Source organism: Rhodococcus indonesiensis (assembly GCF_047782815.1).
Taxonomy (GTDB): Bacteria; Actinomycetota; Actinomycetes; order Mycobacteriales; family Mycobacteriaceae; genus Rhodococcus; species Rhodococcus indonesiensis.
Genome location: NZ_CP180630.1, coordinates 91,889 through 104,830 on the forward strand (window position 1 = coordinate 91,889; position 12,942 = coordinate 104,830).

The 12,942-nt window shown below is 66.0% G+C and carries 12 protein-coding genes and 2 pseudogenes; 6 read left to right on the forward strand and 8 right to left on the reverse strand.

The genetic code is table 11. The annotated features are described in order from the left end of the window. Positions 1–44: 44 nt before the first annotated feature. The gene (locus ACM26Y_RS00425; protein WP_416062351.1) at positions 45–863 is read left to right on the forward strand and encodes a hypothetical protein; all 819 of its coding nucleotides are present in this window, start codon (positions 45–47) and stop codon (positions 861–863) included. 199 nt (positions 864–1,062) lie between these two features. Here ACM26Y_RS00425 and ACM26Y_RS00430 read toward each other — a convergent pair whose 3' ends face one another. Beyond that, positions 1,063–1,419: an amino acid permease gene (locus tag ACM26Y_RS00430; RefSeq protein ID WP_416062352.1), complete on the reverse strand. Its 357-nt coding sequence runs from the start codon at positions 1,417–1,419 to the stop codon at positions 1,063–1,065. Positions 1,420–1,627: 208 nt separating this feature from the next. Here ACM26Y_RS00430 and ACM26Y_RS00435 point away from each other — a divergent pair, with 208 nt between their 5' ends. After that, positions 1,628–2,062 carry a helix-turn-helix domain-containing protein gene (locus ACM26Y_RS00435; RefSeq protein ID WP_416062353.1) on the forward strand — a complete coding sequence of 145 codons (435 nt, stop codon included), beginning with the start codon at positions 1,628–1,630 and terminating at the stop codon, positions 2,060–2,062. Position 2,063: 1 nt separating this feature from the next. Then, positions 2,064–2,615: a PIN domain-containing protein gene (locus ACM26Y_RS00440; protein WP_416062354.1), complete on the forward strand. Its 552-nt coding sequence runs from the start codon at positions 2,064–2,066 to the stop codon at positions 2,613–2,615. A 175-nt stretch (positions 2,616–2,790) separates the two neighbouring features. On the opposite strand, the gene ACM26Y_RS00445 is transcribed toward ACM26Y_RS00440, so the two are convergent. After that, positions 2,791–3,057 (reverse strand): 5'-nucleotidase, encoded by a 267-nt coding sequence (locus tag ACM26Y_RS00445; protein ID WP_416062355.1) that lies wholly within the window; start codon positions 3,055–3,057, stop codon positions 2,791–2,793. A gap of 35 nt (positions 3,058–3,092) precedes the next feature. Here ACM26Y_RS00445 and ACM26Y_RS00450 point away from each other — a divergent pair. Continuing rightward, a protein-coding gene (locus ACM26Y_RS00450) for an IS5 family transposase (RefSeq protein WP_375295872.1) occupies positions 3,093–3,901 on the forward strand; the annotation gives its coding sequence in 2 pieces (ribosomal slippage) (positions 3,093–3,440 and positions 3,443–3,901; 807 coding nt in all). On the opposite strand, the gene ACM26Y_RS00455 is transcribed toward ACM26Y_RS00450, so the two are convergent. The 4 genes from ACM26Y_RS00455 to ACM26Y_RS00470 are packed head-to-tail and all read right to left on the reverse strand — an operon-like array spanning position 3,820 to position 7,901. Then, positions 3,820–4,275 (reverse strand): SDR family NAD(P)-dependent oxidoreductase, encoded by a 456-nt coding sequence (locus ACM26Y_RS00455; protein WP_416062356.1) that lies wholly within the window; start codon positions 4,273–4,275, stop codon positions 3,820–3,822. The genes ACM26Y_RS00450 and ACM26Y_RS00455 overlap by 82 nt on opposite strands. 49 nt (positions 4,276–4,324) lie before the next feature. Beyond that, positions 4,325–5,365 (reverse strand): NAD(P)-dependent alcohol dehydrogenase, encoded by a 1,041-nt coding sequence (locus tag ACM26Y_RS00460; protein ID WP_416063753.1) that lies wholly within the window; start codon positions 5,363–5,365, stop codon positions 4,325–4,327. After that, a complete protein-coding gene (locus ACM26Y_RS00465) occupies positions 5,365–6,519 on the reverse strand; it encodes a serine hydrolase domain-containing protein (protein ID WP_416062357.1) in 1,155 nt (384 codons plus the stop codon). Before ACM26Y_RS00465 ends, ACM26Y_RS00460 begins: the two co-directional genes overlap by 1 nt. Positions 6,520–6,533: 14 nt before the next feature. Beyond that, the gene (locus tag ACM26Y_RS00470) at positions 6,534–7,901 is read right to left on the reverse strand and encodes a flavin-containing monooxygenase (RefSeq protein ID WP_416062358.1); all 1,368 of its coding nucleotides are present in this window, start codon (positions 7,899–7,901) and stop codon (positions 6,534–6,536) included. A gap of 216 nt (positions 7,902–8,117) precedes the next feature. Between ACM26Y_RS00470 and ACM26Y_RS00475 the strand changes: the two genes are divergently transcribed. Together ACM26Y_RS00475 and ACM26Y_RS00480 are read left to right on the forward strand one after the other, a co-directional pair. Continuing rightward, positions 8,118–8,753 (forward strand): TetR/AcrR family transcriptional regulator, encoded by a 636-nt coding sequence (locus ACM26Y_RS00475; protein ID WP_416062359.1) that lies wholly within the window; start codon positions 8,118–8,120, stop codon positions 8,751–8,753. A gap of 233 nt (positions 8,754–8,986) precedes the next feature. After that, positions 8,987–9,853 (forward strand): annotated as a pseudogene (locus ACM26Y_RS00480) (IS5 family transposase). 655 nt (positions 9,854–10,508) lie between these two features. Here the strand turns inward: ACM26Y_RS00480 and ACM26Y_RS00485 are convergent. Continuing rightward, positions 10,509–11,984 (reverse strand): FAD-dependent oxidoreductase, encoded by a 1,476-nt coding sequence (locus ACM26Y_RS00485; protein WP_317551263.1) that lies wholly within the window; start codon positions 11,982–11,984, stop codon positions 10,509–10,511. An 82-nt stretch (positions 11,985–12,066) separates the two neighbouring features. Further along, a pseudogene (locus ACM26Y_RS00490) lies at positions 12,067–12,905 on the reverse strand (VOC family protein). Positions 12,906–12,942 lie beyond the last annotated feature (37 nt).

Genomic DNA, 12,942 nt, shown 5'->3' on the forward strand with positions numbered 1-12,942 from the left:
CCGTAGACCGCCGCACCACCACAACGCCGAGGCAGAATGGGGCGATGAGCGATGCCGTTGTCTTCGACAGCTATTGCGGTGAGCCCATCGCCTGGTTGCGAGTCGGCGACCCTGTCATCGGGTACGAGTGGACCGAGCACGGCAACAAAGCGATTACCGAACGTCTGAGCCCGGCCGACGCGGTACGGCGGTACGGCCCGATCACCGAGGTGGAACTGGGCCGAAACGGCGGCTTCAAGTCGGCCACCTACGGCGCCACGAAATTCTTCGCACGATCCCTGGACCCACGCGGCACCCGGTTGGACGACGACGCTCTCGTCGTAGTGATCGACTCCGTCCGCGAGAACCACGAATGTCCCGTCTGTAACGCTGCGCCCGGCGCGCAATGCGTCAGCAAGAAGGGAAAGCCCTGCGCGACACACAACCCACGATCGCACGGCCGCAGCCGCTGGGAAATCGAGCAAGCCCGGGAAGCCGATCGCCTCGCCCGGCAGCAAGCCCGCGCCGCCGAACAGTGGGAACGCGAGATGGCCACCCCACCCGTCATCGGATCGGTCATCGAAATCAAGCGATGGACGCCGCCCGAACCACCCTCGTGGGAGCGGCGTCCCGACACCCCCGAACGCGTGACCGTGCAGCGAACGTATGCCAACCGCACGATCGACGGTATCGCTGAGAGCGGCGAGCGCAGGTTCCTGGCGCGCAACGAAGCCACCGGCGACTGGCACGTCATCTGTGGCCAACCCACCTCCCCCCGTTTGCCGTGCAAGAACGGCGGCACCGGTCTTCCGTGCCGGACCCGACACAAGGCTGGCGTACACCTGCGTGAAGACGCACCGTGGCTCGCGGCGCCGACTCAGTAGAAGGTACTGAAGAACCGGCACTTCCCTCCCGTCCGGCATGAGGAAGCTGCACCGGACTGGCGTGGAGCACGGCTAAACGGGACAGTCGGCAACCGCTCTGAGAGACCCGGCGGATGCCACCGGGCTGCACAAGGGAGTCCCGGTGGGCGATCGGCCTGCAACACCCCCCAGCCGACGTAACACCTCGGCAACAGCGGTGTCACACCCGGCGGCGCCGCCAGGCCCACACGCACAACCCGATTCCCACAAGCGAGACCACCGGCAGCACCCATCTCCACCGGCGCAGTGTCACGAACCGCTGGTACTGCTCGCTCGACAAGAACTGCAGACCGGGTCGATTCGCAGTGGGCGGTTCCCACCAGTAACTTCCCGAGCCGGTCAACACTTGAGGCCAAGCGAAGACGCCGATCGCGGTCGCGATGACGATGCAGGTGACGGGGAACGCCACCCAGAACCACGGAAACCCTGGCGCGCTACCGAGCCGGGCTCGTCGTGGCACCACCACGCCCGCCGCCAACACCACCAGTGCCAGAGCACCAAGCATCAACCACGCCATATCGTCGGACGATACGGCGCTTTCGTCCGGAGGTCTGGAAGCTCCACACGGTGTGCTGTTGAAGGATCGTTAACAGCACACCCATGAACCCGAACCCGAACACAGCGGGCCCGGCAGATTTCCACCACGGCAGACTTGCAGCTCGAACACCGCCCACTTTTGCGTTTGTTTCGTTTGCTGCGTATATTTCACTTAGAGGAGGTGGGGCATGTCCGCGATCGAACATCCGAGTGCCGTCGAGCAGGAACAGGCACGACAGGCGCTGCACGCTCTCCGCGACGTGAAACCGAGTAACGACACGTTCGATGTCACCGTCGGCGGAACGTCGGAGTCCGTGCACCTGCCGAGTTCCGCCCTGGAGTTGATCAAAGACGTACTGGCGAACATGGCAGCCGGTCAGGGCGTGACCGTGGTCCCTGCGCATGCGGAGCTCACCACCCAACAGGCCGCCGAGCTACTCAATGTGTCGCGCCCGCACGTGATCAAACTCCTCGACCAAGGCCTCATCCGCTACCGGCTGGTGGGCCGGCATCGCCGCATCCTGGCATCCTCACTGCTCGAGTACCGACGCACCCAGCAGGGCGATGCGCGGCGGGCCGCCGACGACCTCGCCGCCCTGTCCGAAGACCTCGGACTCTACTGACGTGACCTTCACCGTGCTCTACGACGCGAATGTGCTTTACCCGAACGTGCTTCGCGACGTGCTGATTCGCCTGGCCCAGACCGGACTGGTGCACGCCCGGTGGACCGACCGGATTCTCGACGAGACGTTCCGCAATCTCGCCGCCGACCGACCGGACATCCCCACCGACACCCTGGCCAGGCTGCGGGAGCTGATGAACCGAGCGGTCCCGGACTGCCTAGTCACCGGGTACGAGGCACTCATCCCGGCGCTGACGCTGCCTGACGAGGACGACCGGCATGTACTCGCCGCGGCGATCCGCTGCTCAGCGCAGGTGATCGTCACCGCGAACCTGCGCGACTTCCCCGAAAGCGAACTCGCCCAGTTCGGTATCGAGGCCCTGCATCCGGACGAGTTCGTCATGGACCTGTTCACGCTCGACGGGGCGCGGGTGCACCAGGCGATCAGTGCTACTGCCGCAGCGTGGCGCAACCCACCCGGCACACCGGCCGACGTATGCGACCGCCTCGCCGCGGCGGGTCTACCGATCTCGGCCGCGGCATTGCGTCGCTGAGACTCTACGACGCGCCTCCTGCGGTCTGGTTGTTCCGAAAATTGTTCTCGTACCGATGTTTCGAGACCTTGTTTCGGAATCAACTTGTGAGACGTCGCGAGCTGGGTCGATTCGATCCCGCGTGCACGCCGGATGGCTATCTTACTGCCAAGGAAGTGAGACGGTCGCCGTGTGATCAGTTTGGAGCGTCGTGTCCGGCCGCGCCCTCTGCGGTGATTGCATCCGGCGATCGCTCGTCCGGAATTTCGGGCACCGACGTGTTGGTAACACCGAAAGGAACATGCACGCAGGGGGCGACCGTGGTTGCTGGAAGTAGGTGCTTCGTCTGGTCGTCGAAGAAGATGTGCGGTTTGAGGATCTCAAGGATCTTCGCTTTGGATACTCCGCCGAGGAAGAATGCGTCGTTGACGGTCACACCCCAGCTCTTTAGAGCGTGTCTCACGTGGATGAAGTGGGTTGTGATGCATGATGTAGTTCGTGGTTGACGAGTTGTCTATCCGGTTGGTGCCGGATGCGTTGTGGGAGATCGCCGAACCGCTGATTCCGGCCTTCGCCCCCCGACCGCAGGGTGGTGGCAGTGCGCCGGTCGACGACCGGGCGGTGTTCACCGCAATCGTGTTCGTATTGACCAGCGGCTGCGCCTGGCGGCACCTGCCGCCGTCGTTCGGGGTCAGCGTCCCGACCGCGCATCGCCGCTTCACGGCCTGGGTACGCGCGGGGGTGTTCGAGAAACTGCACCGCGAGGTGCTCGATCGACTCGGCGGCTCGGGTGAGCTGGACTGGTCGGCAGCGATCCTGGACGCCGCGAGTGTCCGGGCGAAAAGGGGGGATCTTTGACCGGGCCCAGCCCGGTCGATCGCGGCAAGAAAGGATCGAAGATCCACGTCCTGTCCGAGGCCGAGGGAATTCCGCTGGTTGTCGGCGTCTCTGCAGCGAACACCCACGACAGCACCATGCTGCGGCCGCTGGTCGAGGCCATTCCCGCGGTCAGGTCCCGTCGTGGGCCGCGACGACGCAAACCGGGTCGCCTGCGCGCCGACAAAGGTTACGACTCCGCCGCTCACCGTTGCTGGTTGCGGGAGCGCCGGATCGTCCCGCGGATCGCTCGTCGCGGCATCGAACGCAACGACCGCCTCGGCCGGCACCGATGGAAGATCGAACGCACCCTCGCCTGGCTCACCGGCTACCGCAGGCTCACAATCCGCTACGAACGCCACGCCGAGCACTTCACCGGCTTCCTGCAACTCGCCGCGGCGCTCACCTGCTTCAAGAAGCTCTCCACATGAGACATGCTCTTAGTGCACAGGAACACGCCCTTTTGCACCAGGTCGACGGTGAAGTCCCAATCCTTCTCGTCCAGGTCGACGATCGGGGCGACTCGCGAGGCCCCGGCCACGTTGAAGGCGAGGTCGATCGAACCGAACCGCTCCGCCCCGGCATCCAGGGCGGCCGCGACCTGTGCCTCCTGCGCGACGTCCGCCCGATGCGGGGCGAAGGCGGTGCCGAGGGTCGTCGCCATGGTGTCGAGGGCCTGTTCGGCGATGTCGATGCCCACGACGTTCGCGCCCTCGGCGACGAGCCGAGTGGCGATGGCGGCACCGATCCCGGAGGCTGCACCGGTGACCACCGCGGTTTTGCCGGAAAACCTGTTTTCACTCATGTCCCCACAGTCCTTTCGGTGAACGTCGTCGGTCTGGCGTTGGCGCGGATCAGGGAAGCAAGACGGCACGTCCGGAGACCAGCCCCCGCTCGAGTCGGCCGAGGGCGTCGACGCCGTCGGCCAGGGCATGCTCCTCGACCTCTATCCGGAGCTTGCCGGCCCGGGCCAGCGCGATGGATGCGAGGAGGTCACTCTTCCTGCCGGCGTATGACTTTCGCACCGAGGCGCCCCACGGCCAGCCGGGACCGCCCGCCGGGTCCGCCGTGACGCCGGGCACGCCGCCGCCCAGGCCGACCATCCGGTAGGCGCCGTTCGGCGCTACCGACTCGACCGCCATCCTCGCGGTGGCGTCGATCCCGACGAAGTCGAAGACCGCGTCGGCACCCCTGCCCTCGGTCAGATCGAGGATCTGCGCTGCGGCCTCGGGACGGGAGAGCAGGCCCAGGTCGGCACCGCAGCGGGCGGCGAGATCGAGCTTGTCCCGGCTCGTGTCGACCGCGATCACCCTGGTCGCGCTGACCGCGCGGAGAATCTGCACCGCGACGTGTCCGAGCCCGCCGACACCGATCACGACCGCCGTGGAGCCGGGACCGAGGTGCTCTCGTGCCCCGTCGACGGCGTGATAGCTGGTGAGAGCGGCGTCGGCCAGCGGTGCCGCCTGCGCGAAGTCGAGGTCGTCGATCGGCACGAACGAACTCGCCGGGATCCGGATGAACTCGGCCATTCCGCCGTCCGGTCCGAGACCCGGGCACGGCGGCATGGCGGTGCGCCCGGCTGCGATGCACACGTTCTCGTTGCCGCTCACGCACTCCCGGCACTCCCCGCACGACCAGCACAGGTAGACCAGGCCACGCTCGCCGGCCCGAAGGGAGCTGACATCGGAACCGAGGGCCTCGATGGTGCCTGCCACCTCGTGACCGAGCGTCATCGGTTCCGCCCGCATCCTTGTCGGGGCATGTAGCACGTGCAGGTCGGAGTGGCAGATGCCGGCCGCACCGACCCGCAGCAGCAGATCGCGGGGACCGATCTCGGGAACCTCGACGTCTCGCAACTTGAGGACGCCCGGCGCGGTCAACTGCAGCGCCTGCATCATGAGACCACCCCGAACGCTGCACGAAGGTAGGCATCCGCGCGCTCCGAACCGATGATCTGCGGGGACATCTTGTTCATCGCGTAAGCGAAGGTGACGCGGCGGTCGAGATCGTTCACCACGAACGACCCGCCGATTCCGGTCCACCAACACACCCGACCCTCGGGTACCGCAGGAGCGGTCTGCGCATGTGGCAGACCGAAGCCGATTCCGAACCGCAACGGAACCATGAGGGCAAGGTCCAGCCCGTCGGCTTGCTGCCGGAAGATCGAATCGATCGTCCTGTCCGACAACCAGTTTCGACCATCGAGCACGCCCGAGTTCGACACGATCGACTGAAGTCGGGCGATCGAACGGGCATTGCCGTGCCCGTTGACGCCCCCGATCTCGGCCTGCCGCCACGCGGCATCCGAGGTGCGCGCGTAGTCGAGCAGCGGGGAGGTCAACGTCTTGATCATGATGCTGTCCGGATCGAGGGCGGACATGTCGAATTCGGCGGGCGGCGGTGGCACGATCGGCGCGATCCGGTCGAAGTGCGCCGGGTCGGTACCGATGTGGAAGTCCGCGCCGAGCGGGCCGGCGAGTTCCTCGGCGAAGAAGCGACCCAGGGACCGCCCGTCGACGCGCCGGATCACCTCACCGATCAGGTGGCCGTAGTTGATCGCATGGTAACCCGACGCCGTGCCCGGCTCCCACCACGGAGACTGCTCGGCCAATCGGGCGGCGGCGGACTCGTGGTCGTAGATGTCCTCGAGTTCGATCGGCCGCTCCCATCCCGACACCCCGGAGGTGTGCGAAAGCAGGTGTCGAACTTCGATGTCCGCCTTGCCGTTCGACGCGAACTCCGGCCAGTAGTGTGCGACCGACTCGTCGAGATCCAACAGGCCCCGGTCGACCAGGAGCAGCGCACTGAGCGCGGTCATCGTCTTGGTGATGGAGAAGACGTTGACGAGGGTGTCGCGCTCCCAGGCGCTCGTGCGTGCAGCATCCGTGTACCCACCCCAGATGTCGACGACAGGCTCACCGTCCACGGTCACGCAGATCGACGCGCCCAGTTCCTCACCGGAAGCCAGTGTGCGTTCGAGCTCGTGGCGGACCGGCTCGAAGTCGTCCCGGCACACGCCGTGCGTTCCGGGTATCGATGTCGTGGTCATCGTCAACCTCGCTTTCAGGCGTTCTGCAGCGCTCGGGCCGGCACCGGAAGTCGGTTGCCTGCGGTTTCGGCGCGCTTACGTCCCGATTCGATCTCCTTGGTGATCTCACGGACGTAGCGGTCGAACTCAAGCTGGATGGTGTGCCGCGGGGACTTGTAGAACGGCCCGAGGTTGTAGGCCTCGTCCACCTCGATGATGCTGTGCATCTCGGCGTGGGAAGGCAACCGGTAGGTGCCGCTGAGGTAGGCCGCAAGCAGCTTGCTCTGCTGTTCGGCGAAGTTGACGAGCGTCGGCATCGCCTGGGCTAGACCCATGAAGAAGAGGTTGTCGATGCCCGGCTTGACCATCCGCTTGAACAGCGGCATGCGCTGCTCACCGTCCGGCAGCAGGTCCGGGTCGGTGAAGAACGGGAAACTGATGTCGTATCCGGTGGCACAGATGATCACGTCGACGTCCTCGACGCTGCCGTCGACGAACCGAACCTGGCTGCCCTCCAACGCCTCGATGGCGGGCTTGAATGCGATGTCGCCGGAGCCGGCGCGGCCCAGGAATTCACCGCTGCAGCTCGGGTGTGCCTCGAACGGACGGTGATCCGGACGCGGCAGACCGTAGCCCTCCATCGGACCAAGGGTCTTGTTCAGGAAGCGGCGGCTGAGCGCCAGGCGCAGCGTGCGCGGCATCCAGGCCGGGGCGATCTCCTTGTCGCCGGCCTTGCCGTTGACATACTTGGGCATCACCCAGACACCGCGGCGAGCCGAGACGGTGAGCTTGTTCGCCAGATAGCGCTGGGACAGTTCGGACGCGATATCGAGGCCGGAGTTGCCCATCCCGACGACGACAACGTTCTTGCCCCGCATGTCGATCGGGTCGAACGGGTCGTTGTAGGCGTGGCTGTGCATGAGCACGCCGTCGAACTCGCCCGGGTATTCGGGAAGTCGGGGATCCCAGTGGTGCCCGTTGGCGACCACGAGCGCGTCGTAGATGCGACGCTCACCGGTGCTCAGCGTAACGTCCCACAACCCCGCTGCGGTGCGTTCGGCGGTGACGACCTTGGTGTTGAAGGTGATCTTCTCGCGCAGACCGAAGTGGTCCACATAGTCCTTGAAATACTGGAACAGCAGCGAGTGGTGCGGGAAGTCCGGCCACTGCGCGGGCACCGGGAAATCCTCAAACGCCAGGCGCCACTTCGAGGTGTCGATGTGCAGGCTCTGGTAGCAGGCGGACATCCCGTTGGGGTTCTTGTAGTACCAGTTGCCCCCGACCTCGTCCGATGCCTCGAAGCAGTCGAACGGGATGCCGAAATCCTGTAGGCGTTTGGCCACGGTGATGCCCGAGGGTCCGGCACCGATGATGCAGGTCAATGGCAGCTCGGACGAGCTCATGTCGCTCTCTTTCTGTGACTGAGGCGGGCGGCGGGAGGCGGGAGGCCGTCGCAGAGGCAGCTCGCTGCCAGAGCGGGCGTCGTCCCGCCTTGGGTGGAGGGATCAGTCTTGTGATCCGCGGCATAGAATATGCATTCGCTGACAATCTGTCAATCACCGACACATCGTCAGTGAATGTTTCGCTCGTAGCCGTAGAATCCGAGAGGTGAGGAGATCATGAGCACTGCAGCCGGACGCCGGGTCAGACGCGGCACTCTCCGGGACGAGCAGAAGCGGACGACGCGCGCCAAGCTCGTTGCCGCCGCGCGGACACTATTCGAGTCCCAGGGTTACGCAGCTGTGACAGTGGACGATATAGCAGCCGAGGCCGGCTGCAGCCGGGCGACTTTCTATGTTCACTTCCCCGGAAAACTGGAGGTCCTACAAGCGGTCAATGCCGAAGCCGCGAGCGTCGTGTCCTACTACGAGGACCTCGATCGGGTCCTGACGACACGGTCGCGCACCGAATTCGCGAAGTGGCTCAACCGCGCCTTCGAGTGGTTCGACGACAATCGCCGGATGCTGCCTGCATACGACGAAGCCGTCGCTCTCGAACCCGAGTTGCGAGACCTGAGCCGCCAGGAACTCATGGCGTTTCCGAACGCCATGACCAACTATCTCAAACGGTGGCCGCAGGAACGCCAGGACGAAGCACGGCTGCGTATCGAACTGCTGCTGTCGCAACTCGAGCGATTCTTCATCCGGTGGGCGATCCAGGGAACCATCGACGTGTCCGCCCAACGGGCAGCCGACGTCCTCACCGACATCTGGTTCCCCGCACTGACCAATCCGGGCCGCACCGCCGACGACTGACCCAGGCCATCATACTTTTAGGTTCGCTGTTGAAGAATATGGCGCGCAACACTCGATCACCGCGAACAGATGGGAGGAGCGATCCACGCCATATAGCGGGATCTCCGACCGTCGAATAGGCATCGCTCGATACCAGCAGCCGATCCGGCCATGCGGCGAACGCGGTGTCGATTCGGGAACCGGCTAGGACGTGTCCTGTGAATCGGTGAACATCCCCGTGATACAGATTCGGGGTGGTAGGACGCGGCGAGCTGACCGACAAGGCATGGGCACAGATCGAACCGCTGCTGCCCGCCTCGGGGAGAGGTGGGCAGTGGCGTGATCACCGACAGGTGATCAACGCGATCTTGTGAAAACTGCGTACCGGCGCACCCTGGCGGGACCTTCCCGAACGCTACGGGCCATGGAAAACCGCCAACGAGCGGTTGCGCAAGTGGACCATGGACGGCACCTGGGAGATGATCCTCGATGCCGCGGTCGTCAAGGACGACGCGGTCGGGGCGGTCGAGTGGATCGTCTCGGTCGACTCGACCGTGGTCCGGGCACACCAGCATTCGGCCGGTGCCCGGAAAAAAAGGGGCTGCACACCAGCAGTCGAAGCGCTCGCCGTCGACGGAGAATGCCTCGGACGCTCCCGCGGAGGACTGAGCAGCAAGATCCATCTCGCGGTCGACGGACGCGGCATGCCGATGAGCGTGGTCCTCACTGCCGGCCAGGCCGGTGACAATCCGCAGCTGGTGCCGTTGCTCGACCAGATCGAGGTCGCCCGTCCCGGTGGCGGGCGCCCTCGATCCCGCCCGGAGGCGATCGTGGCGGACAAGGCGTATTCGCATCCGAGTGCCCGCGTGCTGCTGCGGGGCCGCGGAATCCGGTTCACGTGCCCGGAACGGACGGACCAGAAGGCCATCCGAGCGGTGAAAGGTTCACGTGGTGGGCGCCCACCGGCTTTCGATCGCGTCGAGTACACCGGTCGCAACGTCGTCGAGCGCTGCATCAATCGGCTCAAACACTTCCGTGACCTGGCCACTCGCTATGCCAAACGGGCTGCCTACTTCCGGTCTGAGTTGATCATCGCTGCGATCGTCCTATGGCTTCGATGATTCACAGGACAGGCCCTAGGCCGGAACGGCGCCTTTCAAGTCGGTCACTTACGGTGCTACGAAATTCCTCTCGCGATTCGAGCATCTCGACGGACCCTGGTACCGATATTGGTTGACCATGACCTTCTAGACCCTCCCGCCGTCCGATCTATCCCCCGGCACGATAACGCTCTCCAGAGCAGGAACTCGTCGCACCTCAGCACGTCACTATTCCAGTTTAAAACTGCTGCAGAGCAATGGTTTTCGCTCGGCGTTCTCCAGGCTAGCCGCGAGGCTGTTGGGTCGGAGGCAACGCGGGTGAAGCCTTCTGGGTGGCGCACAGTTACTCCTCGACCCCCGTCTGAGGGCGCAGGGGGTGGCCGTCGCAGATCGCGGCTGCTTCGAGCCGAGTGGTCATGGGGGCTCCGGGCGTGATGGCGGCTCGGGCTGAAAGGGAACCCCGGCAGCCTGGCTCGCGGGCTGCCCCTCGGTCCGGTGAGGGGTTCCGAACCGATGTATTCCAATAGGAATAGGCTATTGATACCACGGCTGGTGTGGCCTGTCACGCACGACCTTGAGGTCTGTTTTTCCGCTACATGGAACAAGGGCCCCGGCTCGACCTGTGTCGATCCGGAACCCTTGCCCTGGACCTGCGGTTATCGACCTCTGAGCGGGATCACCCCTTGGCTGCCGACCGCCCCGCACGACGCCCGAAAAAGCTTCCGTCCCCGAGCGACGCACCGCTCGCGTAGCCCCCCGCGGATACGCCGGCGGTGCACCGGCCGGCCGCGAACAGACCCGGAATCGGCTCTCCGGAGACGTGCAGCACCTCCGACTCGACACTCGTGCGCAGACCGCCGAGCGTGAACCCGCCGGTGAACCCACGCAGGTCGATCGCCGCGACCGGCGAGCCGATCGGGCGGACCCACTCGGACTTCTTGCCGAGCACCGGATCCTCGCCGTTCGCGGCGTGCCGGTTGTAGACCTCGACGGTGGCCTGCAGCGTGCCGGCGGGCAGCCCCATTTCCGACTCAAGCTCCTCGACGGTCTCGCACACCCAGCTCGGCTGGTGCCGCAGCTGCCCGGTCGCGGTGGGCGCGGCCATGCCCTCCTCGTACGCGGCCTCGTCGATCACCAGGAACGACTGGTTATGGTTCTCGATCAGCGTGGCCTGCCCGACCCGGCCGGGGTAGGTGTCCTCGTTGATGTAGCGCTGGCCGCGGCCGTTGACCAGGATCCCGCGGATGAACAGCTGTGGGTCGCAGAAGAACGCCACCTCGGTCGCGTCCATGTGGGCCAGATCGGCACCGAGGGCCTGGGCCATCTGGATGGCCTTGCCGTCGTGTTCCTCGATCGCCGCGGCCGGCCGGCCGACCAGCCGCGGCGCGTGGGCCTCGACCATCCGGTCGTTATAGGCGAAGCTGCCGGTCGCGAGCACCACGCCGCGGCGGGCCCGGATGGTGACCTCCTTGCCGTACTGCGTCGCGACCAGGCCCACCACCCGGCCCGACTCGTCGACCACCAGCGTCTGTACGCGGGTGTCGTACACCGAGCGCACCCCGAGCTCCGTCGCGGTGTCGGTGAGCGGCTTCATCAGCATGTATCCGCCGCCGCGCTCGCCGCTGGACTGCTTGTCCGCCATCTGCGGCACGTGGCCGCGCGGCGCGGGCGGGATGGTCGCGGCGAACGGGGCCGCGTTCTCGCCGCCGGTGTACTGGAGGCCGTCGTCGCCCGGCGGCTCCCAGCCCGGCTCGCCCCAGAAGCTCTCCTTAAACGGCACACCGCACTCGACCAGCCAACCGTAGTGGTCGACGCTGCCCTTGCAGTAGGCGTCGATCTTCTCGGCGTCGACGCCGGGGCCGAGCGCCGCCGTCATGAACGCCTTCATGCTCTCGACGGAATCCTCGAAGCCGCACGCCTTCTGAAGCGGAGTTCCGCCACCCAGATAGATAAACCCGCCGGCCATCGCGGCCGCGCCGCCCCAACCGCCGGTGCGTTCGAGTACCAGCACGTCGGCGCCCTCCTGGGCCGCAGCCACGGCCGCGGACGCGCCCGCGACACCGTAGCCGGCCACGACGACGTCCGCCTCGTGGTCCCACCGTGTGATCTCGCCTGCCGCCCTGGGGCGGACAGTCGCAGCACTGCTCGTCATTGCGATCAACTCCTGTACTGGTCTTGGATACACCACGCGCGCGGCTCCGGTGGAACCGCGCGCGAAGGTGAGGGGTCGGGTCCTACATCGCCGCCAGCGGCTCACTGCCGGACCAGTCGCGGCCCCAGTAGCTGTCGGCGGTGATCTCCTCCGCGGAGTAGTACTTCCCGTCTACCCGCATTCCCTCGGTTCCGAACTCGACATCCCATCCTCCGGGAGTCCGCACATAGAAGGAGACCATCTTGTCGTTGGTGTGCCGACCGAGCGTCGAGGACACCGAGAAGCCGTCCGGGACGACCCGGTCGAGCGCCTGGCCGACCGCGTCGAGGGTGTCGACCTCGACCATGATGTGCACCAGTCCGGGCGCGCCGCCGTGCGGAGCCGGGCACAGCGCCAGGCTGTGGTGCCCCTCGTTGACGCCGAAGAACCGCACCCGCATCGGGCCGAACTCCGCCGGAGCCGGGATCCGGAACGCGCCGCGCGGCAGGAAGCCGAGCACGTCGGTGTAGAAGTTGAAGCTGCCGTTCGGGTCCATGGTCGGGAGCACCACGTGTCCCAGGCCCTGGTCGCCGGTGACGAACTTCCCCCGAACGGGGTCACGGCCGGGCTGTGGTCGAGCACCGCACCGTGGAAGATCTCCAGCGTCGCACCGGTCGGATCCTGGAAGGTGATGACCTCCTCGACACGGCGGGCGTCGGCCTCCTCGCGGGATCGGCTCGACCGCGATGCCGGCGGCCTCGACGGCCTTCTGCACGCACACGAAGGCGGCGTGGTCGCGAACCTCCCAGCGATGGTGACGATCTCGTCGGTGTCACTGGGCACCACCGTGATGCGGGCGGAACGCTCGTCCATCCGCAGGTAGAGGGCGTTCTCGTCCGGGACCGAGCCCTCGGCGAAGCCGAGCACGTCGAATGCGAACATGCGTCAGCGCTTACGTAGAGACTGTGTCCTCGTTGGT